23 protein-coding genes are annotated in these 26,718 nt (G+C 70.9%); 9 read left to right on the top strand and 14 right to left on the bottom strand.

The features are described 5' to 3' along the window. Positions 1–45: 45 nt before the first annotated feature. On the bottom strand, positions 46–789 hold the full coding sequence (locus WBK31_RS05225) for a CAP domain-containing protein (RefSeq protein ID WP_364067302.1): 744 nt from the start codon (positions 787–789) through the stop codon (positions 46–48). A gap of 364 nt (positions 790–1,153) precedes the next feature. Then, positions 1,154–2,407, bottom strand: coding sequence for a class I SAM-dependent RNA methyltransferase (locus WBK31_RS05220; RefSeq protein WP_364067300.1), 1,254 nt, complete (start codon positions 2,405–2,407; stop codon positions 1,154–1,156). Positions 2,408–2,472: 65 nt separating this feature from the next. On the opposite strand from WBK31_RS05220, the gene WBK31_RS05215 reads away from it, so the two are divergent. Continuing rightward, a complete protein-coding gene (locus WBK31_RS05215) occupies positions 2,473–4,098 on the top strand; it encodes an alpha/beta hydrolase (protein WP_406674399.1) in 1,626 nt (541 codons plus the stop codon). Here WBK31_RS05215 and WBK31_RS05210 read toward each other — a convergent pair. Next, on the bottom strand, positions 4,091–6,133 hold the full coding sequence (locus WBK31_RS05210; protein ID WP_364067296.1) for an APC family permease: 2,043 nt from the start codon (positions 6,131–6,133) through the stop codon (positions 4,091–4,093). The two genes, WBK31_RS05215 and WBK31_RS05210, sit on opposite strands and share 8 nt — an antisense overlap. A gap of 102 nt (positions 6,134–6,235) precedes the next feature. On the opposite strand from WBK31_RS05210, the gene WBK31_RS05205 reads away from it, so the two are divergent. Together WBK31_RS05205 and WBK31_RS05200 are read left to right on the top strand one after the other, a co-directional pair. Beyond that, entirely contained in the window at positions 6,236–6,901 is a 666-nt protein-coding gene (locus WBK31_RS05205) for a TrkA family potassium uptake protein (protein ID WP_364067294.1), read from the top strand. Beyond that, positions 6,901–7,560, top strand: coding sequence for a TrkA family potassium uptake protein (locus WBK31_RS05200; protein WP_364067292.1), 660 nt, complete (start codon positions 6,901–6,903; stop codon positions 7,558–7,560). Before WBK31_RS05205 ends, WBK31_RS05200 begins: the two co-directional genes overlap by 1 nt. Before the next feature lie 43 nt (positions 7,561–7,603). Here the strand turns inward: WBK31_RS05200 and WBK31_RS05195 are convergent, their stop codons facing one another. Next, complete coding sequence (locus WBK31_RS05195) at positions 7,604–7,834, bottom strand: hypothetical protein (RefSeq protein ID WP_364067290.1); 231 nt, start codon at positions 7,832–7,834, stop codon at positions 7,604–7,606. Between the two features lie 117 nt (positions 7,835–7,951). Between WBK31_RS05195 and WBK31_RS05190 the strand changes: the two genes are divergently transcribed. Continuing rightward, a complete protein-coding gene (locus WBK31_RS05190; protein WP_364067288.1) occupies positions 7,952–9,679 on the top strand; it encodes an HAD-IIB family hydrolase in 1,728 nt (575 codons plus the stop codon). 343 nt (positions 9,680–10,022) lie between these two features. Here WBK31_RS05190 and WBK31_RS05185 read toward each other — a convergent pair whose 3' ends face one another. The 6 genes from WBK31_RS05185 to WBK31_RS05160 form a co-directional block, all read right to left on the bottom strand. Continuing rightward, entirely contained in the window at positions 10,023–10,694 is a 672-nt protein-coding gene (locus WBK31_RS05185; protein WP_364067286.1) for a DUF3159 domain-containing protein, read from the bottom strand. A 4-nt stretch (positions 10,695–10,698) separates the two neighbouring features. Beyond that, a complete protein-coding gene (locus tag WBK31_RS05180; RefSeq protein ID WP_225289212.1) occupies positions 10,699–10,905 on the bottom strand; it encodes an OB-fold nucleic acid binding domain-containing protein in 207 nt (68 codons plus the stop codon). A 207-nt stretch (positions 10,906–11,112) separates the two neighbouring features. Continuing rightward, complete coding sequence (locus tag WBK31_RS05175) at positions 11,113–11,754, bottom strand: DUF3710 domain-containing protein (RefSeq protein ID WP_364067282.1); 642 nt, start codon at positions 11,752–11,754, stop codon at positions 11,113–11,115. Between the two features lie 83 nt (positions 11,755–11,837). After that, positions 11,838–12,230 (bottom strand): dUTP diphosphatase, encoded by a 393-nt coding sequence (dut, locus tag WBK31_RS05170; RefSeq protein WP_406675450.1) that lies wholly within the window; start codon positions 12,228–12,230, stop codon positions 11,838–11,840. A gap of 47 nt (positions 12,231–12,277) precedes the next feature. Further along, complete coding sequence (locus WBK31_RS05165) at positions 12,278–12,832, bottom strand: PaaI family thioesterase (RefSeq protein WP_364067278.1); 555 nt, start codon at positions 12,830–12,832, stop codon at positions 12,278–12,280. Positions 12,833–13,322: 490 nt separating this feature from the next. Further along, positions 13,323–14,810: an AI-2E family transporter gene (locus tag WBK31_RS05160; RefSeq protein ID WP_406674398.1), complete on the bottom strand. Its 1,488-nt coding sequence runs from the start codon at positions 14,808–14,810 to the stop codon at positions 13,323–13,325. A gap of 293 nt (positions 14,811–15,103) precedes the next feature. Here WBK31_RS05160 and WBK31_RS05155 point away from each other — a divergent pair, with 293 nt between their 5' ends. Both WBK31_RS05155 and WBK31_RS05150 read left to right on the top strand, forming a co-directional pair. Then, entirely contained in the window at positions 15,104–17,281 is a 2,178-nt protein-coding gene (locus WBK31_RS05155) for a DUF6351 family protein (RefSeq protein WP_406674397.1), read from the top strand. 68 nt (positions 17,282–17,349) lie between these two features. Further along, positions 17,350–17,955, top strand: coding sequence for an ArsR/SmtB family transcription factor (locus WBK31_RS05150; RefSeq protein ID WP_378784516.1), 606 nt, complete (start codon positions 17,350–17,352; stop codon positions 17,953–17,955). A gap of 27 nt (positions 17,956–17,982) precedes the next feature. Here the strand turns inward: WBK31_RS05150 and valS are convergent, their stop codons facing one another. After that, on the bottom strand, positions 17,983–20,523 hold the full coding sequence (gene valS, locus WBK31_RS05145) for a valine--tRNA ligase (protein WP_406674396.1): 2,541 nt from the start codon (positions 20,521–20,523) through the stop codon (positions 17,983–17,985). Between the two features lie 78 nt (positions 20,524–20,601). Here valS and WBK31_RS05140 point away from each other — a divergent pair, with 78 nt between their 5' ends. Beyond that, positions 20,602–20,886, top strand: coding sequence for a DUF4235 domain-containing protein (locus WBK31_RS05140; protein WP_364067270.1), 285 nt, complete (start codon positions 20,602–20,604; stop codon positions 20,884–20,886). On the opposite strand, the gene WBK31_RS05135 is transcribed toward WBK31_RS05140, so the two are convergent. Genes WBK31_RS05135 through WBK31_RS05125 form a run of 3 tightly spaced genes read right to left on the bottom strand, consistent with a single transcriptional unit; the run spans position 20,819 to position 24,752 of the window. Continuing rightward, a complete protein-coding gene (locus WBK31_RS05135) occupies positions 20,819–22,252 on the bottom strand; it encodes a trehalose-6-phosphate synthase (RefSeq protein WP_364067268.1) in 1,434 nt (477 codons plus the stop codon). The genes WBK31_RS05140 and WBK31_RS05135 overlap by 68 nt on opposite strands. A 17-nt stretch (positions 22,253–22,269) precedes the next feature. Further along, positions 22,270–23,808 carry an FAD-dependent monooxygenase gene (locus WBK31_RS05130; protein WP_364067266.1) on the bottom strand — a complete coding sequence of 513 codons (1,539 nt, stop codon included), beginning with the start codon at positions 23,806–23,808 and terminating at the stop codon, positions 22,270–22,272. After that, a complete protein-coding gene (locus WBK31_RS05125; protein ID WP_406674395.1) occupies positions 23,805–24,752 on the bottom strand; it encodes an MBL fold metallo-hydrolase in 948 nt (315 codons plus the stop codon). The genes WBK31_RS05130 and WBK31_RS05125 overlap by 4 nt, the downstream gene beginning before the upstream one ends. 204 nt (positions 24,753–24,956) lie before the next feature. On the opposite strand from WBK31_RS05125, the gene paaI reads away from it, so the two are divergent. Continuing rightward, positions 24,957–25,325 carry a hydroxyphenylacetyl-CoA thioesterase PaaI gene (gene paaI, locus WBK31_RS05120; RefSeq protein WP_364067684.1) on the top strand — a complete coding sequence of 123 codons (369 nt, stop codon included), beginning with the start codon at positions 24,957–24,959 and terminating at the stop codon, positions 25,323–25,325. 51 nt (positions 25,326–25,376) lie between these two features. Continuing rightward, entirely contained in the window at positions 25,377–26,642 is a 1,266-nt protein-coding gene (gene paaK, locus WBK31_RS05115; RefSeq protein WP_378790129.1) for a phenylacetate--CoA ligase PaaK, read from the top strand. The last annotated feature ends 76 nt before the right edge of the window (positions 26,643–26,718 follow it).

Here is a 26,718-nt window from a genome sequence, read left to right as displayed (position 1 = left end):
CCACGAGCGCCGCCGGCCCTCCTGGCGAGGCCGTGGTCCGGGGGATCAGCGGGCGGCGAAGTCCTGCGTCCAGTAGATCTGGCCCTTGGAGTTCTTGGCCGCGCCGACGCCGATGAGCGTGTACCGGCAGTTCATGATGTTGGCGCGGTGCCCGGAGCTGTTCATCCAGGACTTCATCACCTCGGCGGGCGTGCGCTGGCCCATGGCGATGTTCTCCGCCCAGGCGTTGCCGCCGGTGAAGCCGGCCGCCCTGATGCGGTCCATGAACGAGCGGCCGTCCTTGGAGGTGTGGTCGAAGTAGTTCTTCGCGGCCATGTCGGCGGAGTGGCCGTACGCGGCGGCGTGGAGCTGTGCGTCGTGCTTGAGCGGCTTGCAGCCGCCCTTGGCCCGCTCGGCGTTGACCAGCCGGACGACCTCGTTCTCCTCAGCGGTGCCGACGGTGCCGCTGCCGTTGGCGGGCGGCGGCGTGCTGGGCTTGCTCGTCGGCGGGGTGCCGGGCTTGGTGGGGGCGGGCGTCGGGATGCCGCTACCGGGGGTGCAGGTGAGCTTGACGGCCTTGGACTTCGCGGTGTGCCCGCGGTAGTCGGTGGCGACCGCGTAGTACGTACCCGCCTTGCAGGGCAGCGCGAGCGTGATGCGGCCGTCCCTGGTGGCCCCGCTCTTGACGACCGGGTCGGTGCCGGGAACGGCCCGCTTGATGCGGATGCGCAGGAGCGCGTCGTCGAAGCAGCCCCGGCGGACTGCCCAGGACTGGATCTTCAGTGCGTCGCTGACACGCGGCTTGGCCACGCTCACACGGCACCGAGCCGCCTCCGTGGCCGCGGAAGCCTGCGCCGCGCTGAGTGGCGTGGCGATCGCTGCCAGGCTGACGGCTGCGGCGAGTACCCCAAGGGGTCTACGCATAGGGGGTTTCCTCCAGTTGCGGTAGACGCTGGATGGCACCGCATTCTGTCGGGACCGATACCGATTTGTCATCCGAACGGAGACATTGGGCAGCAAAACCGGTAAACCACCGTGATGGGTGATGCGCCTGTGCAACCCCGTCCGGTCGTACCGAAACCCCTATGGGCACGGACGAATCGACCCCCGCACCCGAAGGCGCGAGGGCCGAAAATCGTGCATTGAGATCTGCGTCACATTGGCGCGGTGAAGATCAGCCTTGCCGCACGAGCAGCGCCACGCATTCCACGTGGTGGGTCATCGGGAACGCGTCGAAGGCCCGCAGGTCGGACAGGGGGTAGCCGTGGTCGCGGAACCAGGCCAGGTCGCGGGCGAGCGTGGCGGGATCGCAGGAGACGTACACGATGCGCGAGGGCTCCAGCGCACTGACCCGCTCGACCACCTCGCGGCCGAGCCCGGCGCGCGGCGGGTCCACCACGACGACGTCGGCCCGCTCGATCTGGAAACGGTCGAGCGCCTCCTCGACCCGCCCGCGCTCCACGCGCGCCTGCGGCAGGTCGCGCAGGTTGGCGCGGGCGTCGCGGACGGCGGCCGCCTCCGACTCCAGCCCGAACACCGCGCCCTCGGGGCCCACGGCCTCGGCCAGCCCGGCGGCGAACAGCCCGACCCCGCAGTAGAGGTCGAGCGCCCACTCCCCCGGCTCCGGCGCGGCGTAGGCGAGCACCGCGTCGAGCAGCGTCTCGGCCGCCCCCGGGTGCACCTGCCAGAAGCCGCTGCCCGCCACCCGGAACTCGCGGTCGCCCACCTGCTCGTGCAGCACCCCCGAGCCGCGTCGCGCGACCGTGCGGCCCCTGCCCTGGTCGAGCAGGATCGAGGCGGGCGCGTCGAGCTCGGGCACGGGCACGCTGCGGCGCGGCCTGGGCGCGACCACGACGGCGCGCTCGCCCCCGGATGAGGCGATGACCTCGACCACGGCGGCGCCGGGCCACCGGTGGTCCTGAGCGCCCACCGCCTCCACCTCGGGGTGGGCGATCAGGCAGGCGTCGATCACCTGGATGTCGTGTGAGCGGTGCTTGCGGAAGCCCAGCTCGCCGGATGGGGTGGCGGCGAACTGCACGCGCGTGCGCCAGCCGAGCCCGTCCTTGGCACCTGGGACCTCCTCGACGACGACCTCGCGCTCGATGCCCGCGAGCCGGCGCAGCTGCTCGGCCACGACCTGGGCCTTGAGCCTGCGCTGCGCATCGAGGGTGGCGTGCTGCCAGTCGCAGCCGCCGCACCGCCCGGGTCCGGCGTAGGGGCAGGGCGGCACCACGCGGTCGGGTGAGGCTTCGAGGATCTCGATCGCGTCGGCCCGCAGGAAGCGGGAGGTCTCCTCGGTGACGGCGGCTATCACCCGCTCGCCCGGCAGCGCGTGCCGTACGAACACGACGCGCCCTTCGTGGCGCGCCACACACCAGCCGCCGTGGGCGACCGGACCTACCGTCAGCTCGAGAGTTGCCTGTTCCACAGCAGACAGCCTATGCCCAGGCCCGCAGCGTCCCAGCCGGGTGCGAGCGCTTACTGTAAGGGGTCATGGACAGAGTGGTACGGCGGAGGCCCGGCTTCGGCGGCACCCTGCTGGCCACGCTGTTCGCCTGCGCCTCGCTGACGCCGTCGTTGCTGCCCAGGCCATGGCTGTACCAAGGTGTGATGGGCGCGGTCACCGCCATACTCGGCTATGCCGTGGGCGCCGCGCTGGGCGCGCTCGGCCGGGCGGTGATCCGCTACCGGCCGCCGGAGCGGGCGCGGCGGATCATCTGGCGGGTCATGCTGGCGGGCTGCGCCGCGCTGTCGGCGGTGACGCTCTGGTACAGCTACGACTGGCAGCGCGACCTGCGGGCCCTCATGGGCATGGACACCCGCATCACCTGGTTCCCGCCGGTGATCCTGGCGCTCACGGTCGTGCTCTTCTTCCTGGCCCTGCTGCTGGCCCGGCTCGTCCGCCTGGCCGGGCGGAAGCTGAACGCCTGGCTCGACCGCTTCGTCCCGCCTTACCTGGGCCACGTCGCGGGGGTGATCGCGATCGGGCTCGCGGTCACCGTGTTCGCCAACGACGTGCTGTTCAACGCGTTCGTGGCGCGGATCAACGACATCTCGTCCGTGGCGAACGAGGGCACCCACCCGGGCGTGCGCAGGCCCACCTCCGCGTACGTCTCCGGCGGCCCCGGTTCGCTCGTCTCGTGGGAGTCGCTGGGCCGCGAGGGACGCCGCTTCACCGCCTCGGCCGCCACCCCGTCGAAGCTGTCGGCCTTCTCGGGCAGGCCCGCCGTCCAGCCGATCAGGGTGTACGTCGGACTGGAGAGCGCCTCGTCGCTGACCGCGCAGGCGGACCTTGCGGTGCGCGAGCTGGAGCGCACGGGCGCGTTCGGCCGCCGGGTGCTGGCCGTGCTGGGCACCACCGGCACCGGGTGGGTCGATCCGCGCATCGCCGACGCGCTGGAGTACATGTACAACGGCAGCTCGGCCATGGTCGCGATGCAGTACTCGTACCTGCCGAGCTGGGCGTCGTTCCTGCTCGACAGGGACAGGGCGGCGACCGCGGGGCGGGCGCTGTTCGACGCGGTGCGCGCGCGGTGGGCGCGGCTGCCCGCCGGCAAGCGGCCCAAGCTGCTGCTGTCGGGTGAGAGCCTGGGCTCGTACCAGTTGGAGGAGAGCTTCCGCGACCTGGACGACCTGACGGCGAAGGTGGACGGCGCGATGTTCGTGGGCCCGCCCAACGCCAACCGCATCTGGCACCGCCTGACCAGCGACCGCGAGCCGGGCAGTCCCGTGTGGCGGCCGGTCTACGACGACGGCGAGACGGCGAGGTTCGCCCAGCGGCCGGGCGACCTGTCCACGCCGCCGGCCCCGTGGCGCCACCCGCGCGTGGTCTACCTGCAGAACGCCACCGACCCGGTCGTGTGGTGGTCGCCGGAGCTCATCTACGACCGTCCCGCCTGGCTGGAGGGCAGGCGCGGGCCCGGGGTCAACCCGGAGATGAACTGGTTCCCGCTGGTGACGTTCTGGCAGGTGCTGGTGGACATGACGACCGCGCTCGACGTGCCCGCGGGCCACGGCCACCGCTACGGCGCGAACATCGTGGACGGCTGGGCCGCCGTCGCCCCGCCGCCCGGCTGGGACGCCGGCGACACCCGGCGGCTGCGCGCCCTGCTCAGCTAGGGCTCTTCTCCCGGTGCCCTGGCGTCCGGTGCCCCGGCCGCCGCACCGCGCCCGGCGCGTACGGCTCGGGCCTGCCGATGAGCCGGTTGGAGGAGTGGAGCTGCCAGGGCACGCTGGTCACCATGACGCCGGGCTTGAACAGCAGGCGCGCCTTCAGCCGCAGCGCGCTCTGGTTGTGCAGCAGGTGCTCCCACCAGCGGCCGACGACGTACTCGGGGATGAAGACCGTCACCACGTCGCGCGGCGAGCGCCTGCGCAGCGTCTTGACGTAGTCGAGGACGGGCTGGGTGATCTCCCGGTACGGCGAGTCGAGCATCTTCAGCGGCACTGGGATGCCGCGCCGCTCCCACTCCTCCTGCAGCTTGCGCGCCTCCTCGCCCTCAACGCCGACCGTGACCGCCTCCAGCGTGGACGGCCGGGTGGCGCGGGCGTAGGCGAGGGCGCGCATGGTCGGCTTGTGGATCTTGGAGACGAGCACGATCGCGTGGTTGCGCGCGGGCAGCATGGACGCGTCGTAGTCCTCGGTGAGCTCCAGCTCGGCCGCGACGTTGTCGTAGTGACGCCTGATGCCCTTCATCATGAGGAAGAGCACCGGCATCGCGATCACCACGATCCAGGCCCCGACCAGGAACTTCGTCAGCAGCACGACGATCAGCACGAGGCCGGTCATGACCGCGCCGACGAAGTTGATCATCCGCGAGCGGTGCATCTGGTGGCGGACGCCCGGGTCGGTCTCGGTCTTCAGGTGGCGGGTCCAGTGGACGACCATGCCGGTCTGGCTGAGCGTGAACGAGACGAACACGCCGACGATGTACAGGTTCAGCAGCCGGCTGACGTCGGCCTTGAAGCCCCACAGCAGCAGGCAGGCGGCGAGCGCCAGGATGATGATGCCGTTGGAGAAGGCCAGCCGGTCGCCGCGGGTGTGGAGCTGGCGCGGCAGGAAGCGGTCCTGGGCCAGGATCGAGCCGAGCACGGGGAAGCCGTTGAACGCGGTGTTGGCGGCGAGGAACAGGATCAGCGCCGTCACCGCCGAGATCACCACGAAGGGCAGCGACCCGCCGCCGAACACCGCGTCGGCCACCTGAGAGATGATCGGCTGCTGGTGGTAGCCGGGGCCGACCGGCGTGCCGTCCGGTTTGAGCAGGTCCTCGGCCACGACGGACGGCTCGGCGAACTTGACCCCCGAGGCCAGGCCGAGCGCGACGATGCCGCTGAACATGGTGATCGCGATCAGGCCCATCATCAGCAGCGTGGAGGCCGCGTTCTTGCTCTTGGGCTTGCGGAACGCGGGCACGCCGTTGCTGATCGCCTCGACGCCGGTCAGCGCCGCGCACCCGGTCGAGAACGCGCGCAGCACCAGGAACGCGGCGGCGAAGGCGGTCAGGTTGGTCTGCTCGGGCTCGACCGTGAAGTGCGCGCTCGGGGCCTGGAGCTGCTCGTGCAGCAGCAGCGTGCGGAACCCGCCCCAGACGAGCAGGAGCAGGATCGCGGCCATGAACGCGTACGTGGGGATGGCGAAGGCGGCACCGGACTCGCGGACGCCGCGCAGGTTGACCACGGTGAGCAGGATGACGATGGCGATGGCGACGGCCGGCTTGTGCTGGGCGACGAACGGGAGGGTCGCGCCGACGTAGTCGACGCCGTTGGCGACGGATACCGCGACGGTCAGCACGTAGTCGACCATGAGGGCGCTGGCCACGGTGAGCCCGGCGTTCCTGCCGAGGTTGGTGGTGGCCACCTCGTAGTCGCCGCCGCCGCTGGGGTAGGCGTGGACGTTCTGCCGGTACGACGCCACCACCGTGATCATCACGACCACGACCGCGGCGGCGACCCACGGGCTGTAGGAATAGAACGAGACCCCCGCCAGGGAGAGGATGACGAGGATCTCTTGTGGCGCGTAGGCGACCGACGAGAGCGCGTCGCTCGCGAAGACGGGTAGCGCGATCCGTTTGGGGAGAAGTTGCTCGTGGAGCTGCCCGCTTCGCAGGGCGCGCCCCACGAGCAAGCGTTTGACAAGATCCGTTACCTTCGCCACGTAACGAGATGCTAGTCGCAGGCCGATGCCCGGCCCGAGGTGCTCCCCCCGAGGGCCATACTGGTGTCGAGCAACCGGCCGACCGCGTAGATGCGGGGGGAAATGCATATTGTGATCATGGGGTGTGGCCGGGTCGGATCGACCCTCGCGCACATCCTCGAAGACAGCGGGCATTCCGTGGCCATCATCGATCGCGACCCGCAGGCATTCCGCCGGCTGCGTGCCGGGTTCCGCGGGCGGCGGGTGACCGGCATCGGGTTCGATCGTGGCGTGCTCATCGAGGCCGGCATCGAGTCGGCCGCCGCCTACGTCGCGGTCTCCAGCGGCGACAACTCCAACATCATCTCCGCGCGGGTCGCCCGCGAGACCTTCGGCGTCGACAACGTCGTGGCCCGCATCTACGACCCCCGTCGCGCCGAGGTCTACCAGCGGCTCGGCATCCCGACGGTGGCCACCGTCCGCTGGACGGCCGACCAGATCATGCGCCGCATCCTGCCCGAAGGGGCCGAGCCGCTGTGGCGCGACCCGACCGGCACCGTCGTCCTGGCCGAGGTCGTCGTCAACCCCGCGTGGATCGGCACCCGCGTCACCGACCTGGAGGAGCGCGCCCGCACCCGCGCCGCCTTCATCAACCGCATGGGCGAGGCCGTGACCATCTCCCCCGACACCGTGGTGCAGGAGGGCGACGTGCTGCACGTGATCGCCGCCGAGTCTGACATGGATCGCATCAACAAGGTGCTCGCCGCCGCACCGGAAGGGGATGAGTGATGCGCGTCGCCATCGCCGGAGCCGGCGCCGTGGGCCGCTCCATCGCGGCCGAGCTGCTGGAGAACGGCCACGAGGTGCTGCTCATCGACAGCGACCCCCACGCCATCAAGATCGACAGCGTGCCGCGGGCCGAGTGGCTGCTCGCCGACGCCTGCGAGATCGCCTCGCTCGACGAGGCCGGGCTCAACAACTGCCACGTCGTGGTGGCCGCGTCCGGCGACGACAAGGTCAACCTCGTGGTGTCGCTGCTCGCCAAGACCGAGTACGGCGTGCCGCGCGTGGTCGCCCGCATCAACCACCCCAACAACGAGTGGCTGTTCAACGAGTCGTGGGGCGTCGACGTCGCGGTCTCGACGCCGCGCCTGCTCAGCGCCCTGGTGGAGGAGGCGGTGAGCGTCGGCGACCTGGTGCGGCTGATGACGTTCCGCCAAGGACAGGCCAACCTGGTCGAGCTCACGCTGGCCGACGACGCGCCGGTGGTGGGGCAGCGGGCCGGCTCGGTGCCGTGGCCCGCCGACTCGGCGCTGGTGGCGATCCTGCGCGAGGGCCGCGTGCTGGTGCCGACCGCCGACGACCCGCTGGAGGCCGGAGACGAGTTGCTGTTCGTTGCCAGCCAGGAGGTGGAGCAGGAGCTGGCCCACCTCCTGTCGCAGCACTAGCCGCACGCGGGCCCTCGCTCGGGCCCGCGCTCGGGCCCGCGCGTCAGAACAGGCCGACGTGCTTGTGGTGGTGGTCGTGCTTGCGCTTGAACCACACCGTCGCGCACCCGCCGTCGGTGGTCCAGATCGTGAACGGCTTGAGCCTGAGCACGTCCGTCACACCCGTTCCGCACGGGTGAGCCGCCCCCTGGAAGGTGGCGGCGATCGCGGGCGTGGTGGAGAGGAGCAGCGCCGCGGCGGTCATGGTGACGGCGGCGATAGCGCATCTGTACATGGCGGTCCCCCGATAAGTAAGAGGCGAATGTTCGCCAGGCTTGTACCCCCGAGAGTGGATCGACTGGTTCAGCGTTCCACCCGGAGATCTTTACCTTTGAGCGGGTAGGGCAGGGCCATGCGCTACAACGTGCTGGCCACCGACTACGACGAGACCCTCGCCAGGGGCGGCCAGGCGGACGAGGAGGCCATAGCGGCGCTCGAACGCCTGTCCAAGGCCGGGATCAAGCTGCTGCTGGTCACCGGCCGCGAGCTGGACGACCTGCTGTCGGTCTTCCCGCACCCCGCCCTGTTCGACCTGATCGTGGCCGAGAACGGCGGGCTGCTGTACGACCCGCACCAGCGCACCTGCGACGCCCTGGCCACGCCCCCGCCGCCCGAGCTCGCCGAGCGCCTGCGCGCTGCGGGCGTCACCCCGCTCGGCGTCGGCCAGGTCGTGGTGGCCACCCGCGAACCGCACGACGTGACGGTCCTCGAAGCCATCCGCGAGCTGGGCCTGGAGCTGCAGGTCATCTACAACAAGGGCGCGGTCATGGTGCTGCCGCCCGGTGTCAACAAGGCCAGCGGCCTGGCCGCCGCACTCGACCGGCTCGGCCTGTCACGGCACGGCACGGTCGCGGTCGGCGACGGCGAGAACGACCACGCGTTCCTGAGCGTCGCCGAGTGCGGGGCCGCCGTGGCCAACGCCACGCCCGCGCTCAGGGAGTCCTGCGACCTGGCCCTCGACGGTGCGGCCGGGCAGGGGGTGGCCGAGCTGGCCGGCAAGCTGCTGGCGGGCGACCTCGACGGCCTCGAACTCGCCCGTCACCACGTGCTGCTCGGCCACGACGACGGCGCCGAGGTGCGGCTGCCGACGTACGGGCTGGGCCTGCTGGTCGCCGGGCCCTCCGGCAGCGGCAAGTCCACCGTCACCACCGCGCTGCTCGAACGGCTCGTCGGCGACGGCTACCAGTGCGTCATCGTGGACCCCGAAGGCGACTACGCCGAATATCCGGGCGTGACCGTACTCGGCGACCCCGACCGGGTGCCCGCCATCGACGAGGTCCTGCACACGCTGGAGCACCCCGCCCACAGCGTCGTCATCAACCTCATCGGCCTGCAGCTGCGCGACCGGCCCGCGTACTTCGCCGAGCTGCTGCCCCGCGTCGCCGGCCTGCGCGCCAGGCTCGGGCACCCGCACTGGCTCATCCTCGACGAGGCGCACCACCTCATGCCCGCCGAGGTCCGCCACGTGCCGCTGCAGAGCCCCGGCGACCTCGGCTCGGTACTGATGATCACCGTGCATCCCGACGCGCTCAGCCCGGCCGCGCTGCGCATGGTCAACAGCACCGTCGCGGTCGGCAAGAACCCGGAGAACTCGCTCGCCGCGTTCGCCACCGCGCGCGGGCTCGACGCGCCCCCGGTGACCGGCGCGTCCGGCGACATCGCGCTGTGGCTCGACGGCACCGGCTCCGCCCGGCGGCTCACCCTGGCGCCCGCCCGCGTCGAACGCACCCGGCACCGCCGCAAGTACGCCGCCGGCACCATGTCCAAGGACAAGAGCTTCTACTTCACCGGGCCGGAGCAGCGGCTGCGGCTGCGGGCCAGGAACCTGCACACGTTCGTGGAGCTGAGCGAGGGCGTGGACGACGACACCTGGCTGCACCACCTGCGGCGCGGCGACTACTCGACGTGGATACGCGAGAGTCTCGGCGACGCCGAGCTGGCCGAGGAGGCGGCGGCGCTGGAGGGGGACGAGGCCGCAGACCCAGGCGAGACGCGGCGGCGGATGGCCGACCTGATCGCCGCCCGCTACACGCTGCCCGCCGAGCCCACCGCCTTCGACCCCGAACACGACGACCGCTGACCCGCACGCGTCTGCCGTGGGGCGCGGCAGACGCGTCCCACAGCCGCGGCAGACGCGTCCCGGCTCACCGGGCGCAGCCCCGCACTCCGGCCCCTCCCGGGCGCAGCCCCGCACTCCGGCCCCTCCCGGGCGCAGCCCCGCACTCCGGCCCCTCCCGGGCGCAGCCCCGCGCTCCAGCCTCTCCCGGGCGCAGCCCCCGCCCTACCGGGCACACTCTGCTCACATGGGTGCGGCCCGCACCCCGCCGGTCCTCCACTCGGGCGGGGTACGGGCCGAAGCTCAGGCCAGGTTCGTACGTCTTGTGCCGTCTTGTACTGTCCCGTACCGGCCGAGGCCGGAGGGGTCAGGCGGGGGCGACCGGAGGCTTGACCGGGGTGCGGCCGCGGCCGAGCACCCAGACCATGGCCGCCAGCGCCGCCACCTGCAACGGCCACCCCATGATGATCTTGGCGAAGCCGAGCGCGGCGACCGCCTGGTCACCGCCGCCGAACAGGTAGACCGGCCCCTGCACGGCCACCCGGATCGCGCACGGCAGCATCAGCAGCCAGGTCAGCCGCGTGCACAGCTTCACGATGCCCGGGTCTTTGTGCCAGCCCGTCGGGTCGCCCGTGACCGAGCCGATGAGGAATCCGACGATCGGCCACCGGGTCACGATGGAGATCAGCATCACCACGGCGTAGCCGGCGTTGTAGAGGATGCCGGGCAGGAAGTAGTCTTTCGCGTCGCCCGTACGGCTGGCGAAGAACGCACCGATCGCGATGCCGATCAGACTGTTGATCACGAACTGCGGCGTGGACCTCTGCAGCAGCCGTACGAGCAGCAACAACACCGACAGCGAGATACTGATGATCAGCGACAGCTTCAGATCCTCGCTGAAGATCCACGACAAAGTGAACGCGATCGTCGGCACCGCCGCCTCGATGATGCCCCGGACACCGCCGAGCGCCTTCGCCAGCTGTGCTCGAACCGCCGCTTCCACGGTGTCGTGGGCGACCTCTTCCGCCTCGGCACTCACCTGATCAACTCCCTGGCCGCAGCTCGTAACGCGGATTGAACATCACCTTGCGCCCGTCCTGCATGCTGACCAGGCCCTCGGCCTTGACCGTGCGGCCCGGCTCGATGCCCGCGATCTTGCGGCGGCCGAGCCAGACCAGGTCGATGACGTCGGACCCGTCATAGAGCTCGGCCTCGAGAGCAGGAGCACCGCCTCTCGGACGCAGTGTCACCGTACGTAGCGTACCCGCCACGCAGAAGCGGCGGCGGCCGCCACACGAGACGATCGGAGTGGCGCCGACCTCGTCGGCGTCCTCCCGCAGCTCGCGGGCCTCGATCTCTGACTGGGGGAGGCCAGCCGGCTGAAGAACCCGCGCAATCCCCCGCGTTTGGGGGGCTCTGCCGTACCCATGATGCCTCAGCCTATGTGATGTCGGCCGCTAGCGAATCTCGCTGATTTCAGGCCCTCGCTTGTACGGGTTGAACCTCGACCGCTCGGCCGTCTCCTGGCGGCTCGGGTCGTTGGGGCGGCGCAGCGGGATCGGCTCCTCCCGCGCCATCGGCTCGTCACCCCTGACGACCACGACGTCCTTGATGAACTCGTGGAACGCCTCGGCCGTCGCGTCATCGACCGCCGCCTTGCCCGAGATGACCGCGAGCAGGAACCAGCGGGGCCCGTCGATGCCGATGTAGCGGGCCGGCCTGCTGCCGCCGTCGACCCGCATCTCGCCGCTCAGCTCCGTGCCGAACGGGCCCTCCTGCTCCTGCAGGTGACCAGCCTGGCCGGCGATCTTCGTTCTGATCTCGTCCCACAGGTCCATGCTGCGCGGCGCGGCCAGCGCCTGCAGCTGCAGCGAGCTCTCGTCGTACAGGACGACCACGCCGACGTGCTGGTCTCCGACGGAGGCCAGCCGCACGTCGAAGTCAGGGTTGTGCGGCAGTCGCAGACCGCCCAGGTCGATGCGGTCGTTGTCCGGATGTGGCTCGTCGGCGTCCCACGGGCCGGACTCACGCATCGGCGGCGCGGGCTCCTGCTCGACCACCGGCTCCGGCTGCTCACGTCGACGACGACGTCGGAACACGTTCCTCACTCTCCCTGTTCATCGGGCCGGCCCGTTGTACGTCTGACGACCATCTCCGGGCCCCGTCTCGGGCCCCGCACCGGTCAACGCCCTGTGGACCCGAACCCGTTCGCGCCGCGTACGGAACCCGGCAGGCGCTCCACCTCGTAGAAGGCGGCCCGCTCCACGCGCTGCACGACGAGCTGCGCCACGCGGTCGCCCCGGCGCAGCCGGAACGGCTCCTTGGCGTCGGTGTTGATCAACGTCACCTTGATCTCGCCCCGGTAGCCGGCGTCGACCGTGCCGGGCGCGTTGACGAGCGTGACCCCGTGCTTGGCCGCCAGGCCGGACCGCGGATGGACGAACGCCGCGTAGCCGTCGGGCAGCGCGATCGCCACGCCCGTGCCGACCACGGCGCGCTCGCCGGGCTCCAGCTCCACGTCCTCGGCCGCGTAGAGGTCGGCGCCGGCGTCGCCCGCGTGCGCGTACGACGGCATCGGCAGCTCGCTGTCGAGCCGCTGGATGAGGACCTCTACTCTGCTGCTCAAGGATTCACCTCGTAGTCCGGATGTTCGACCTCGATGGCGGCCAGATCGCCGTGCTCGGCGAAGTGCTCCATGTTCACCTCGATGAACAGCGCTGCCGCGCGGACGGCGACCGGTCCGTCTGGAGCGCCGATGCGCCCCTCAGCCTCAAGGTACGCCTTCCTGCCCACGATGCCGTTGCACCAGGCACGCAGGTGGAGTGTCGTGCCCACGGGAACGGGGAGGAGGTAGTCGGTCTCCAGCCGTCCCGTCACATAAGGCTTGCGGAACAGGTAGACGGACATACCGATGACCTCGTCCATCGCGGTCGCCAGCACACCGCCGTGCGCCAGCTTCGGCGCGCCCTGATGCGCCTCCCCCACCGTGAACTCGGCCTCGACGGTCGCACCGTCGGGCGTCCTGGCCTTCAGGTGCAGCCCCGTCGGGTGCTCGCTGCCGCATCCGAAACACCGGCCGTAGTGGGAGCCCAGGACGGTGCCCGGCGCGGGCGCCCCCGGCGGCGCCTCCGGGCGTTCTGCGCCGGGCGGCGGAGTGGTGAGGGAGGAACGCGTCACGGGTGATGAGGTTACTCCGTACCGCCACCACCCGAACCACGCGACCAGCCCACCCGCGCCCTCCCCGCTCCCAGGAAACCCCGCACGCGGCAAACCGCCCTCCACCTGACGGACGGCTTGCACGACCCGGCGAGCGCGCGCCGACCGCCGACGGCCACCGTGCAAACCGCCCTCCACCCGGCGGACGGCTCACGTGGAAAGCCGCTCGCGCCCGAGACGCCTGAGTCGCCGCTCCCGGGTCACGCCGCTTCGCACCGAACGGCCGCCCGAGGCTACGCACGGGAAGATCCCCGAGGACTATGCACGGGAAGAGGCGACCTCCGCACCAGGGCCGGGGGCACCAGGGCCGGTGACATCGCTCCCGGCATCGCGGGTGTCGCTTCCCGCATCGCGCCCATCGCGAGACGCACGGCCATCCGCGCCTCGCCACCGCACCGGCCTTAGCACCGACCGCGCGCACAGCACCGCCTGCCTGCACGGCACCGCTCGCCTACACAGCACCGCTCGCGTGCCCAGCGCCGCTCGTCTGCATAGCATCCCCCGCCTGCGCAGCACGGCCGTCCTGTCCTGCGTCGCTGCGGGCGTCGCCGTCGGGCGAGGAGCTGTCGTCTCGTGCGAGGACGGCGTCCCGCCGCTCGCCACCGTCACTACGGCCGCCGTGAGCACCGCCACCACCCCCGCGACGGCCACCACCACCGCCACCACCGCCGCGACGGCCACGAGTGCCGCCGCCGTCACCACGGCGGTCACGACCAGCGTCGTCACCGTCATCAGGACGGCCCCAGTCGTCACCGTCATCAGGACGGCCCCAGTCGTCGCCGTCACCGCCGGAAGGACCCCCACCGTCACCGTGGCGGTCGGGGGTGTCGCCGGGTGGGCGTGAGCCCGGTGGGGCCGTGGAGTCGTCGTGGCCCGGGGGCAGCTCCGGCGGCTTGTGGCGGAGCTCAGGCAGGGCGCGGTAGATGACGGCCGCGACCGGGACCGCCACGGCGGCGCCCGCGATGCCGGCCAGGACGCCGCCCACGGACAGCACGAGGATGATCGCCAGCGGGTGGAAGTGCAGCGCCCGGCCCACGATCAGCGGCTGGAGAACGTGGTTTTCGAGCTGCTGCTCCACGATGAGGATGCCGAGGAAGATCAGCGCGTAGACGAGCCCCTTGGCGCCCAGGGTGACCAGGGTGGCGACGGTGCCGGCGAAGAAGATGCCGACGATGGGGATGAAGCTGGCGAAGAAGATGATCACCGCCAGTGGCGCCCACAGCGGCACGCCCATGCCGGCGAGCACGACGCCCATGATGAGCCCGTGCACGGCGGCCACCGCCACGGTGCCCTGGACGTAGTGCGAGAGCGTGGTCCAGGCGGCCCTCCCGGCGCGGTCGACCCTGGGCGCCACCGAGCCGAACGCCTTCAGGAACCAGACCCAGATGCGATCGCCGTCCTTGAGCAAGAAGAACGTCACGAACAGCAGCAGCACGATGGACGCGAGCACCTCGATGGCGACCGCGCCGGCCGACAGCACAGTGCCGGTGATGGCGGTGCGCTGCTCGTTGACCATGGCGGCGATCTCGTCGACGTAGTCGGTGATCTGCGCCTCTTCGAGGTGGAGCGGCCCGGTGATCAGCCACTCCTGCACGGTCCTCGCGGTCTCCTGGACCTGGCTGACCAGGCCGGGGAACTCCTCGCTCGCCCGCGCCCCGACCAGCCATCCCGTGCCGACGAGCACGGCCAGCGCGACCAGCATGGTGATCCAGGTGGCGTAGATGGGCCGCATGCCGGCGTTGCGCAGGCTCTTGGTGAGCGGGAACAGCAGCGCGGTCAGCAGGAGCGCGATCGCCACGGGCAGCGCCACGAACGCCAGGCGTGCGATGGCCTGGACGATGAAGTAGACGACCACGCCGACGAGGATCAGGCAACCGGACCATGCGGCCATCCTGGCCAGCACGGGCGGCACGAGCTTGGTTGGGCGGTCGGGCAGCACGTGTTCCAGACTGGCATGTCCGGGCCCGTGACGCGCGCGGATATCGCCCCGACCGCTGTGAGCGAAATCGCCCACGAGCCGCGGCCACGGCCCCATGCACGCCCGTGCGACACGCGCCACACGATCAGCGCCTCCCAGCACGTACGCGCGCACGCGATCAACGCGGCCCTCGCATACACGCACGCACACGCTCAGCGCAGCCCCCGCGCGTACGCGCACGCGGCCGGCGCGGCTCCGCACGGCGGCAAGATCGGGTCTGTGCAAGCGGGCGGGGCCGTGTCACCGTCGTGACCATGATGAAGGCTCCGGTGATCCTCGCCATGCTCGCGTCCTGCCTCGTCGCCACCCCGGCCTCCGCCTCTGCCACCGCCTCCGCCGCAGGGCAGGCGTCCGAAGCCGCCCGGCCGGCGCTGGAGGTGCTGTCCAGCCGCCCCGACCAGGTCAGCGGCGGCGACGCCCTCATCAGGGTGCACGGAGACGCGAAGATCAGGGTGCTGCGCAACGGCGAGGACGTCACGGCGGCGTTCACCCGTACCGGCAAGAGCCGTACGGGCCTGGTGACCGGCCTGCGGATCGGGGAGAACACGATCACGGCCGTCGCGGGCCACCACCGCACGAGCATCCGCTTACGCAACCACCCCATCGAGGGCCCGATCTTCTCGGGCCCGCACCAGTACCCGTTCTTATGCAAGACGGAGCGCAGCGGCCTCGGCCCGCCCGTCGCCGACAACCAGGACGGCCAGGGCATGCGGGTCGAGGGCGGCTGGAGCAAGGACTGCTTCGCGCCGACGGTGACCGACCGCCTCTATCGCTCGACGGACGGCACGTTCAAGCCGATGCCCGCCGAGCGGCCCGCCGACATGGCGACGACGACGCTGCCTGACGGCCGCACGGTCGACTTCGTCGTCAAGCGCGAGCGCGGCGTCATCAACCGCTTCCTGTACTCGATCGCGATGCTGGAGGACGGCTGGACCGGCCGGGCGGTCTACCGGTTCGACGGCGGCGTGGCGATCGGCCACGACCAGGGCACGATCGGCGGCGGCGCGCTGGACGCGTACCAGCTCGGCCAGGGCTACGCGATCATGTACTCGTCCGGCACCCGTACGAACACGCACTACAACCTGATCCTGGGCGGCGAGACGGCCCTGATGGTCAAGGAGCGCTTCATCGAGCGGTACGGCCCGCCGCTCTACACGGTGGGCGTGGGCGCGTCGGGCGGCGCGATCCAGCAGTACATCTATGCCCAGAACCACGGCACCCGGATCATCGACGCCGCGATCCCGCAGTACTCGTATCCGGACATGGTCACCCAGACCATCCACGTGGGCGACTGCGAGCTGCTCGAACGCTACATGGACGCCCATCCGCGCTGGGCGAAGTGGGACGACCGCACGGCGCTCATCGGCATGAACGCGAGCGGCACGGTCGCGAACCCGTACACCGGAAAGCCCGGCTCCGACGAGTGCGTGAACGGCTGGCGCGGCCTGACCCCGCTGACCATGAACCCGCTGTGGACGTCGAACAACGACCCCGAGTGGGAGCGCATGGACCCGCCGGGCGTCAAGGACACCGTGCAGTGGACGCACTGGGACGACCTGCGCACCGTCTACGGCGTGGACGAGCACGGCTACGCCCGCTCGACGTGGGACAACGTGGGCGTCCAGTACGGCCTCAAGGCGCTCAGGGACGGCGTGCTGACGCCGGAGGAGTTCCTGGACCTCAACGCGCGCGTGGGCTCGTGGAAGGAGGCGAAGGACATGGTGCAGGAGGGCTGCCCGTTCGTGCCCTCGGTCTGTCCCGCCGACTTCGACCCGTGGAGCGCGCGCAACGCCCACCAGGGCGACCCGGCGCCGCGCCGCACCGGCGACCCGGCGGCGATCAGGAACGTGCTGCGCAGCGGCCTGGTGTTCGGCGGCGACATCGACATCCCGGTGATCGACTGGCGCCACTACCTGGAGGAGGAGCTGGACATGCACAACGCGCACCAGTCGTTCGCCGCCAGGAAGCGCATGCTGAACCACGACGGCCAGGCGGGCAACCAGGTCATCTGGTTCACCGACGCGCGTCCGGACGGGCCCGAGTTCGACCAGACGCCGGAGGCGCTCAAGGTGATCGACGAGTGGATGGCGAACATCCGCAGGCATCCGTCACGCGGCGTGATCGGCAACAAGCCGCCCAAGGCCGTGGACCGCTGCTTCGCCACCGACGGCACCGAGATCGCCGCGGGTCCGCACGTCTGGGACGGCGTGCTCGACCGCCGCGCCCCTGGGGCGTGCACCAAGCGCTTCCCCCTGTACGGCACCTCGCGTACGGTGGCGGGCGGCCCGATCGAGGGCGGCGTCTTCAAGTGCCGCCTGCAGCCGGTCGAGCGGGCGATCGCGAAGGGCCTGTACGGCTCCTGGAAGCCCACCGCCGAGCAGCGGGCCCGGCTGAAGCAGATCTTCCCGACGGGGGTGTGCGACTACCGCTAGCGGAATGCCGACTTCATCCAGGTGTGGAGGGATAGGCGGAGAGTCACCCGGTAATAGAGTGACCTGCCATGGCCACCCAACGCCGCCCCGCCACCGAGACGGAGGCCCGCGCACTGGCCTCCGCGACGCGCCTGCGCATTCTGCGGCTCTGCCTGGACGAGGCGCTGACCAACAAGGAGATCGCGGGCCGGCTGGGCGCGAACCCCGCCACGACGCTGCACCATGTGCGCAAGCTCGTGGAGACGGGCTTCCTGGCGGCCGAGCCCCGCCGCCCCGGCCCGCGCGGCTCGACGGAGATCCCCTACCGCACCACCGGCAAGACGTGGGAGATGGACGTCTGCGAGAGCGGCGTGACCGGCGCGAACGCGGCCATGCTCGGCGCGTTCCTGGAGGAGGTGCGGCTGATCGACGTCGCGGAGGGCGAGTTCGCCAGGCTCGGCGTGCGGCTCACCGAGGAGGACCACGCGGAGCTGTGGCGGCGGCTGCGCGAGGTGATCGACGACTTCCGCGACCGCCCGCCACCGGCGGACGGTGCGGCCTACTCGCTCTTCGTCGCCGTCCACAGAGACGTCACAAGGGACGTCACCAGGGACGCCACCAGGGACGCCACAAGGGACGCCGCCAGAGACGCCGGCCCCGGCCGGCGAGAAGCCGGGCCCGGGGCCGGCGCCTGAGACGGCCTTCGAGTCGGACTCGGGCCGTCAGGCGGACTCGGGCTGTGCGACGGGCTCGGGCGCCGACAGGTCCACCTCGACCTTGAGCTGCTCGCCGTGATCGAGCACGAACTCCTCGACGTTGCCCGCCGCGCACACGTCGTCCTGGGCCTGCTTGAGCAGCTCGACGTCGGGCGTCCACACCGACAGCCGCGACACCTCGGCGCGCATCGACAGCTTGGCCTCGGACTTGGCCTTGCGCACCTGCGCCAGCACGTCGGAGGCGACGGCCAGCACGGCGGGATCGCCGGTGCCGCGCTCGGCGACCGGCCAGGAGGCGCGGTGGACCGAGCCCTCGCGCCACCACGACCAGACCTCTTCTGTGACGAACGGCAGGAACGGCGCGAACAGCCGCAGCAGCACGTCGAGCGCCCGCCGCAGCGCCGCGTGCGCCGAGGCGGAGGCGGGACCCGACTCGTACGCCCGCGCCTTGACCAGCTCCAGGTAGTCGTCGCAGAACGCCCAGAAGAAGCGCTCGACGACCTCGATGGCCCTGGTGTGGTCGTAGGACTCGAACGCCTCGGTGGCCTCGCGCACGGTGTCGGCCAGCGCCGCCAGCATCGACAGGTCGAGCGGCTCGGTGACCTCGCCGTCGCTCTCGGCCAGGCCGAGCACGAACTTCGAGGCGTTGAGGATCTTGATGGCGAGCCGCCGCCCGATCTTGAGCTGCCCCGGGTCGAAGGCCGTGTCGACACCGTAGCGGCCGTTGGCCGCCCAGTAGCGCACCGCGTCGGAGCCGTGCTTGTCGAGCAGGTCGAGCGGCGTGACGACGTTGCCCTTGGACTTGGACATCTTCTTGCGGTCGGGGTCGAGGATCCACCCCGAGATGGCCACGTCGCTCCAGGGCACCTCGCCGAACTCGTAGTGGGACCTCACCACGGTCGAGAACAGCCAGGTGCGGATGATCTCGTGGGCCTGGGGCCGCAGGTCGGCGGGGAACACCCGCTTGAACAGGTCGTCGTCGGTGCCCCATCGCCCGGCGATCTGCGGGGTGAGCGACGAGGTGGCCCAGGTGTCCATGACGTCGGGGTCGGCCATGAACCCGCCGGGCACGCCGCGCTGCTCCTCGGTGTAGCCGGGCGGCACGTCGGACGACGGGTCGACGGGCAGCATGTCCTCGGTGGGCAGGATCGGCGCGTCGTGGACGGGCTGGCCGTTCTCGTCGATCGGATACCACACCGGGAAGGGCACGCCGAAGAAGCGCTGGCGGGAGATCAGCCAGTCGCTGGTGAGCCCCTCGACCCAGTTGTCGTAGCGGACCCGCATGTGCGGCGGGTGCCAGTTGAGCTCGCGTCCGCGCTCCAGCAGCCGGCGGCGCAGCTCCTCGTCGCGGCCGCCGTTGCGGATGTACCACTGGCGGGTGGTGACGATCTCAAGGGGCTTGTCGCCGCGCTCGTAGAACTTCACCGTGCGCTTGACCGGCCTGGGCTCGCCCTCCAGGTCGCCCGACTCGCGCAGCATCTCCACGATGCGCTCGCGGGCGCTGTGGACGGTCTTGCCGGCCAGCTCCTTGTACGGCCCGGGATCGACGCCCTCGGGCGGCTCGGGCAGCAGCCGGCCGTCCCAGCCGATGACCGGCCGGGTGGGCAGGTGCAGCTCGCGCCACCAGGTGACGTCGGTGACGTCGCCGAACGTGCAGATCATCGCGATGCCGGTGCCCTTGTCGGGCTCGGCCAGGCGGTGGGCGAGCACCGGCACCTCGACACCGAAGATCGGGGTCAGCACGGAGGTGCCGAACAGGTCCTTGTAACGCTCGTCATCGGGATGGGCCACCAGCGCCACGCAGGCGGGGATCAGCTCCGGCCTGGTGGTCTCGATGTAGACCGAGCCCTTCTCGCCGTAGAAGGAGATCTTGTGGAACGCGCCCGGCCACTCGCGGTCCTCCAGCTCGGCCTGGGCGACCGCGGTGCGGAACGTGACATCCCACAGCGTCGGGGCCTCGGCGAGGTACGCCTCGCCGCGCAGCAGGTTGCGCAGGAACGCCCGCTGCGAGACCGCCCGCGCCTCGTCGCTGATCGTGGTGTAGAGCAGCGACCAGTCGACCGACAGGCCGATGCGCTTCCACACCTCCTCGAACGCCTGCTCGTCGATGGCGGTCAGCTTGTGGCACAGCTCCACGAAGTTGCGCCGGGAGATGGAGATCTCCCGCTTGCCGGGCTTCTCCGGCGGCACGAAGTCGGGGTCATAGGGCAGCGACGGGTCGCAGCGCACGCCGTAGACGTTCTGCACCCGGCGCTCGGTCGGCAGGCCGTTGTCGTCCCAGCCGAGCGGGTAGAACACCGACTTGCCGAGCATGCGCTGGTAGCGCGCCATGATGTCGGTGTGGGTGTAGGAGAAGATGTGACCGATGTGCAGCGAGCCCGACACGGTCGGGGGCGGCGTGTCGATGGCATAGATCTGCTCACGCGAGGCGGACCGGTCGAAGCGGTAGGTGCCCTCTTCGTCCCAGCGAGCTACCCATACCTGCTCCAAGCCGTCGAGAGTCGGCTTTTGGGGCATGGAGGGACGGCGTAGTCGCTGTTGAGTCATGCCTCCTTATGGTACGGCTTCGCGGGCCCGGCAAGCGGTAGAGACTAGTGTTCGTTACAAAGGGGAAGGGAGAGCGACATGGCGGAGGAGAAGCCAGATATCGCCTGGCGCGTCATCGGCGGCCTGGTGGGTCTGGTGACGGCGTGGGCGGCCCGCAAGATCCTGGGTTTCGCCTGGACGAAGGCGACCGGCAAGGAGCCGCCCGTCGACACCGAATCACCCGAGGTCAGCCTCGGCGAGGCGATCGGCTACGCCGTCGTCATGGGGGTGGGCATGTCGGTGGCGCAGATCGTGGTCAACCGGACCGCCAAGAAGCGCTACGACGCGTGGAAGTCGCTGAAGCAGGTGACTCCAGGGCAGTGAGGAATTCGTTCGCCCAGCGGTCCACGTCGTAGGTGGCGACCCGGCGGCGCATCGTCCGCATCCGCCGGGCCAGCTCGTGCGGCGTGGCCCGCATGGCGTTCAGCAACTGCCGCTTGATGTCCTCCACGTCGTACGGGTTGACGAGGTACGACTGCCGCAGCTCGTCGGCCGCCCCGGTGAACTCGCTCAGCACCAGCGCGCCCTGCAGGTCGTGGTGGCAGGAGATGTACTCCTTGGCGACGAGGTTCATGCCGTCGCGCAGGGGCGTGACGACCATGACGTCGGCGGCGAGGTAGAGCGCGGCCAGCTCCTCCTGGTTGTAGGACTGGTGGAAGTACCAGATGGGCTGGTAGCCGAGCTGGGCGTGCTCGCCGTTGATCCGCCCGACCTGCAGCTCGATGTCGTCGCGGAGCTTGCGGTACTCGTCCACGCGCTCCCTGCTGGGCGTGGCGATCTGTACGAACACCGCCTCGCCCGGCCGCAGCCGCCCGTCCTTCAGCAGCTCGCCGAAGCCTTCGAGGCGCTGCCCGATGCCCTTGGTGTAGTCGAGGCGGTCCACGCCGAGCAGCACGTGCTCGGGCTCGCCCAGCTCGATCCTGATCTCCTTGGCCCTGGCCACGATGTGCGGCTCGCGTACGAGCGCGTCGAGGTGCGCGAAGTCCACCGAGATCGGGAACGCCTGCGTGGTGACAATGCGGTCGTCAAGGAAGATCTCGTTCCCCTTGTACGGCAGCCCGAGCAGCCGGCGGCACAGCCGGCGGAAGTTCGACGCGCCGCCGGGCAGCTGGAAGCCCACCAGGTCGGCGCCGAGCAGGCCTTCGACGATGTCCTTGCGCCAGGGCAGCCGCCAGAACAGCTCGGTGGGCGGGAAGGGGATGTGCAGGAAGAACCCGATGCGCAGGTCGGGCCGCAAACGGCGCAGCATGGCGGGCACGAGCTGGAGCTGGTAGTCCTGCACCCAGACGACGGCGCCCTCCTCGGCCGCCTCCGCGGCGGCCTCGGCGAAGCGCTGGTTGACGGACTGGTACGCCTCCCACATCTGCCTGTCGAAGACAGGCGTCGCCACGACGTCGTGGTAGAGCGGCCACAGAGTGGCGTTCGAGAAGCCCTCGTAGTACAGCTCCACCTCGCGGGCGGACAGCGGGATGGGGATGAGGTTCATCCCGTCCTGCTGGAAGGGTTCGAGCTTCTCGTCTGGTGCACCGTGCCAGCCGGCCCAGGCTCCGTGGCGGCGCTGCATCACCGGGGCGATCGCGGTGACGAGCCCGCCAGGACTCCTGCGCCACGAGGCCGTTCCGTCGGGTTCGATCGTGCGGTCCACCGGCAATCGGTTCGCGACGATCAAGAACGAGCTACGGCCAGTCACGCAGTCCTCCTATGGGGTCATATGTCAGGAAAGCCGCCGAGCGCGCGGCTAACAGCGGCCGCTACCTGCTCCGGGCCCGCCTGGGGGAGGATCGCGGCGATGTGGGAGTCGGGCCTGATGATCCATGCTTCATCCGGCCCGGCACCGAGCCTCTCAGCGAGCGAGCCAGTCCCATCGATCTCCGCGAGCCCGCGAACGGCGAGCGGCGCCGTAATGACCTTGCCCAAGACCTGCGCAAACAAACTCGAATTGCACATATCACCCAATAGCACGAGAAATCCGTCTCGGGTGATCTCGCGTAGTCTGCCGCCCGGCAGCGCCATATCCGGCAGGATCACGCCGGGTGACGGCGGGCACGACCTGCCTTTGGGCGGCCTGCCCGCGAACGGGCGTGAGGGCTCGGGCGTGGTCAGCGGTGAGTCGACGTACCAGAAGGGCTCGGCGAAACGGCCGGAGTCGATCTCCTCCGCGCGCCCGCCCTCCAGCGCGGCCCGCCGCCGCATGCGCTCCTCCACGGTCCGCGGCACCAGGAAGCGCATGGTGGCGCCGGTGACCTCGAGGTTCTCCCGCGCGGCGGCGTGCCGCTCCACGTGGTACGACTCCAGCAGCTCATCCCCCGCCCAGCCGTTGAGCACGAAGGCGAGCTTCCATGCGGCGTTCTCGGCGTCCGGCACCCCGGAGTTGAGCCCGCGCGCCCCGAACGGTGCCACCAGGTGCGCGCAGTCGCCGGCCAGCAGCACCCTGCCGACCCGCATCCGGGAGGCCAGGCGCGAGTGGAAGCGGTAGGTGCTGTGCCACAGCAGCTCGTAGGGGCGGTCGCCGATGATCTGCCGGATCTTTCGCGCGATGTCGGCGTCGGTGGGGACGAAGTCGGGCGCGATCTGCCAGTCGATCCGGTACGTGCCCCCGGGACACGGGTGGATGAGCACCTGCCGCCCCGGGTTCCACACCGGGTCGAAGTAGAAGCGGCGCTCGTTCTCCCAGCCCGGCAGGTCGGCCTTGATGTCGCAGATCAGGAACTGGTCGTCGAACGTCTCACCGGTGAACTCCACGCCGAGCGCCGCGCGTACCGCCTGGCCCCGCGCGCCCGCGCAGGCCAGCACGTACGGCGCGCGCAGCCGCCGCTGCCCGCAGTGGACGGTGACGCCGGTCGCGTCCTGGGTCAGCCCGGTCACCTCGTGCTGCCAGCGCACCTCGATGAGCGGCTGGGCGGCGATGGCGGCGTCGAGGATCTGCTCGGTGCGGGTCTGGGAGATGTTCACGCACGGCGGCAGCGGCCCCTCGCGCTCGAACGTCCAGGAGAACAGCTCGCGGCCGCGGTAGTAGGTGCGGGCGGTGGTCCAGGCCAGCCCCTCCTCGGCGACCTGCCCGGCGCCCGCGGCGGCCCAGATGTCGAGCACGTCGCGCTGCTGGCAGATCGACTTCGAGCCGCCGCTCCCCCGTTCCGGCCGCTGATCGAGCACCAGCACCTGAACGCCCCAGCGGGCCAGCAGCAGCGCGGCGGTCTGCCCGACCGGCCCCGCGCCGATCACGATGACCTGCGGCTCGGCGGTCATGACTGGAGTTCGTCCCAGACCTGCCGGTCGCGCTCGGCGGTCCAGATGCGGGGCCGTTCGACGCCGTGCAGCTCGTCCCACAGCCGCGAGACGTTGAACGGCAGGCAGTGCTCGAAGATCGGCCAGGAGCCGTAGCGGGGTGCGAGCGCCTTGTGCGTGCGCTCGAACGCCTCCTTCACCGATCCGGCCGCGCTCACCTCGCGCATCATGACGGTCAGGAAGTCGCGGGTCTGCCCGATGGCCGCCGCGACGGCGTCCTTGCCGCGCGCCACCGCTCCCCTCCCGCCGACCAGCGTCTCGGCCCCGAACGAGGCCACCCGGTCGAGCGTCGTGGAGGCCCAGTCGCGGTGGAAGGCGTCGCCGGTGTAGAGGGCGGCCTGCGACTCGACCAGGTCGCCGGCGAACAGCACGCGCTGCTCGGGCAGCCAGGCCACCAGGTCGCCCTCGGTGTGGCCGCGCCCGCAGTACTGCAGGACCAGGTCGCCGCGCCCGCCGCCCAGGTCGATGGTGAAGCGGTCGCTGAAGGTCGCCGTCGGCCAGGTCAGGCCGGGGATCGAGCCGGGCTCTTCGAACAGGCGGGGCATCCTCGCGTACTCGCTGGCCCAGTCCTGCTCGCCGCGCTCGGCGATCAGCTCGTGGGTCTTCTCGTGCGTGACGATCACATCGGCCCCGAACGCGGACGCGCCCAGCACCCTGACCGCGTGGTAGTGGGAGAGCACGAGGTACCTGATCGGCTTGTCGGTGTGCTCGCGCAGCCGGGTCAGCCAGCGGCGGGCGGCCACCGGCGTGGCCATGGCCTCGAAGCAGACGAGGAAGTCCTCGCCCTCGATGGCTCCGACGTTGGGGTCGCCTTCGGCGGTGAGCGCGTACACGCCGTCCGCCAGGACCTCCAGGGACTGCCGCTTCTCGCCGAGGTCCGCCGACGAGGCGAACGGCTTGGCCATCGCTGTCTCCTCCCGCTCAAGGCACTGCCGCTCCCGGCCGGTCGGTCCGGGGCGGCGTGCACGCTCCTAGGAGTCTCTTCCCGCTCACGCCCCGGCTGTCCCCGGTGCGCGTGGTGGCTCTTGACAGGCGTGTTCCGCTGGTGATTGGTTTACCGAACATTCGGTCAGTTGACAAGGGAGACCGTTGTGGATAGTGCGCGCCGCATGATGGAGGCCGACACCGCATCAGCCGCCCTGGGCATCGTGCCGGAGGAGCTGGGCGAGGGCCGGGCGGTGTGCCGGATGACGGTGACCGGGCAGATGGTCAACGGGCACGGCATCTGCCACGGCGGCTACGTCTTCCTGCTGGCCGACACCGCGTTCGCGTGCGCGTGCAACAGTCATGGGCCGGTCACGGTTGCGGCGGGGGCGGAGATCACCTTCGTCTCCCCGGCTCACGCGGGCGACGTGCTGATCGCCGAGGCGGAGGAGCGCACGCGCTACGGCCGCAGCGGCATCTACGACGTCACCGTGCGCAGGCCCGACGGTCAGGTGGTCGCGGAGTTCCGCGGCCGGAGCCGGGAGCTGAAGTGAGACGGTCGAAATGAGACTGGGACGACCCCCGCACCCCACGAGCTCGACCCCATCGAGCGCGTATCCCGCGACGAGCTGATGGCGCTCCAGCTCGAGCGCCTGCGGCACACCCTCGACCACGCCTATCGCAACGTCCCCCTCTACCGGGAGAAGTTCGACAAGGCGGGCGTGCACCCGAACGACTGCAAGGAGCTCTCCGACCTGGCCAAGTTCCCCTTCACCACGAAGGAGGACCTGCGGCAGAGCTACCCGTTCGGCATGTTCGCGGTGCCCCGCGAGCAGGTGGCGAGGATCCACGCCTCCAGCGGTACCACGGGACGGGCCACCGTGGTCGGCTACACCAAGCACGACCTGGACGTGTGGGCCGAGGTGATGGCCCGTTCGATCCGCGCGTCCGGCGGCAGGCCCGGCGACATCGTGCACGTGGCCTACGGCTACGGCCTGTTCACCGGCGGGCTCGGCGCCCACTACGGCGCCGAGCGGCTGGGCTGCACGGTGGTGCCGGTCTCCGGCGGCATGACGCCCCGGCAGGTGCGGCTCATCGAGGACTTCAAGCCCGACGTCATCATGGTGACGCCGTCGTACATGCTGGCCCTGCTCGACGAGTTCGCGAACCAGGGCCTCGACCCGCGCGCCACGTCGCTGCGGGTCGGCATCTTCGGCGCGGAGCCGTGGACGGAGAAGATGCGCGCCGAGATCGAGGACGCCTTCGACCTGGACGCGGTGGACGTCTACGGCCTGTCGGAGGTGATCGGCCCCGGCGTGGCCAACGAGTGCGTCGAGACCAAGGACGGGCTGCACGTCTGGGAGGACCACTTCTACCCCGAGATCATCGACCCGTTCACCGGCGAGCCGGTGGAGCCGGGCGAGAAGGGCGAGCTGGTCTTCACCACCCTCACCAAGGAGGCCATGCCGGTCATCCGCTACCGCACCCGCGACCTGACCCGGTTGCTGCCCGGCACCGCGCGGCCCGCGTTCCGCCGCATGGAGAAGGTGACCGGCCGCACCGACGACATGATCATCCTGCGCGGCGTGAACGTCTTCCCCACCCAGATCGAGGAGATCGTGCTCGGGATCGAGGGCCTGTCGCCGCACTTCCAGCTCAGGCTCACCCGTCCCGGACGGCTCGACGTGATGACGGTCAGGGTCGAGGCGCGGCCCGGGTTCGTGGAGGGGCGCGAGGCGGCGGCGCAGGCGCTGCGCACCGCCGTCAAGGAGACCGTGGGCGTGAGCGTCGAGGTCGAGGTGGTGGACCCCGAGACGCTGGAGCGTTCGGTGGGCAAGCTCAAACGCGTCATCGACCAGCGCCGTGCCTGAGACCGCCTCTCAGGCTTCCTCCAGTGCCGCCTCTGGGGCCGCTCGCCCGCCCGCGCGCAGGCGCGGGCGGGGCCTC

This window comes from Nonomuraea sp. N2-4H, from assembly GCF_045291505.1.
Taxonomy (GTDB): Bacteria; Actinomycetota; Actinomycetes; order Streptosporangiales; family Streptosporangiaceae; genus Nonomuraea; species Nonomuraea fastidiosa.
This window is presented reverse-complemented; position numbering and strand designations above follow the sequence as displayed.

Bases quoted from the DNA above. Each gene is read 5' to 3' on its own strand.
- dut (WP_406675450.1), bottom strand. From the start codon at position 12,230: ATGCCGTCGTACGCGCACGCGGGCGACGCCGGCGCCGACCTCTACGCG.
- WBK31_RS05195 (WP_364067290.1), bottom strand. From the start codon at position 7,834: ATGTACAGATGCGCTATCGCCGCCGTCACCATGACCGCCGCGGCGCTG.
- WBK31_RS05125 (WP_406674395.1), bottom strand. From the start codon at position 24,752: ATGGCCAAGCCGTTCGCCTCGTCGGCGGACCTCGGCGAGAAGCGGCAG.
- WBK31_RS05190 (WP_364067288.1), top strand. From the start codon at position 7,952: ATGCGCTACAACGTGCTGGCCACCGACTACGACGAGACCCTCGCCAGG.
- valS (WP_406674396.1), bottom strand. From the start codon at position 20,523: ATGACTCAACAGCGACTACGCCGTCCCTCCATGCCCCAAAAGCCGACT.
- WBK31_RS05205 (WP_364067294.1), top strand. From the start codon at position 6,236: ATGCATATTGTGATCATGGGGTGTGGCCGGGTCGGATCGACCCTCGCG.
- WBK31_RS05150 (WP_378784516.1), top strand. From the start codon at position 17,350: ATGGCCACCCAACGCCGCCCCGCCACCGAGACGGAGGCCCGCGCACTG.
- WBK31_RS05140 (WP_364067270.1), top strand. From the start codon at position 20,602: ATGGCGGAGGAGAAGCCAGATATCGCCTGGCGCGTCATCGGCGGCCTG.
- WBK31_RS05155 (WP_406674397.1), top strand. From the start codon at position 15,104: ATGATGAAGGCTCCGGTGATCCTCGCCATGCTCGCGTCCTGCCTCGTC.
- WBK31_RS05215 (WP_406674399.1), top strand. From the start codon at position 2,473: ATGGACAGAGTGGTACGGCGGAGGCCCGGCTTCGGCGGCACCCTGCTG.
- WBK31_RS05200 (WP_364067292.1), top strand. From the start codon at position 6,901: ATGCGCGTCGCCATCGCCGGAGCCGGCGCCGTGGGCCGCTCCATCGCG.
- paaI (WP_364067684.1), top strand. From the start codon at position 24,957: ATGATGGAGGCCGACACCGCATCAGCCGCCCTGGGCATCGTGCCGGAG.
- WBK31_RS05130 (WP_364067266.1), bottom strand. From the start codon at position 23,808: ATGACCGCCGAGCCGCAGGTCATCGTGATCGGCGCGGGGCCGGTCGGG.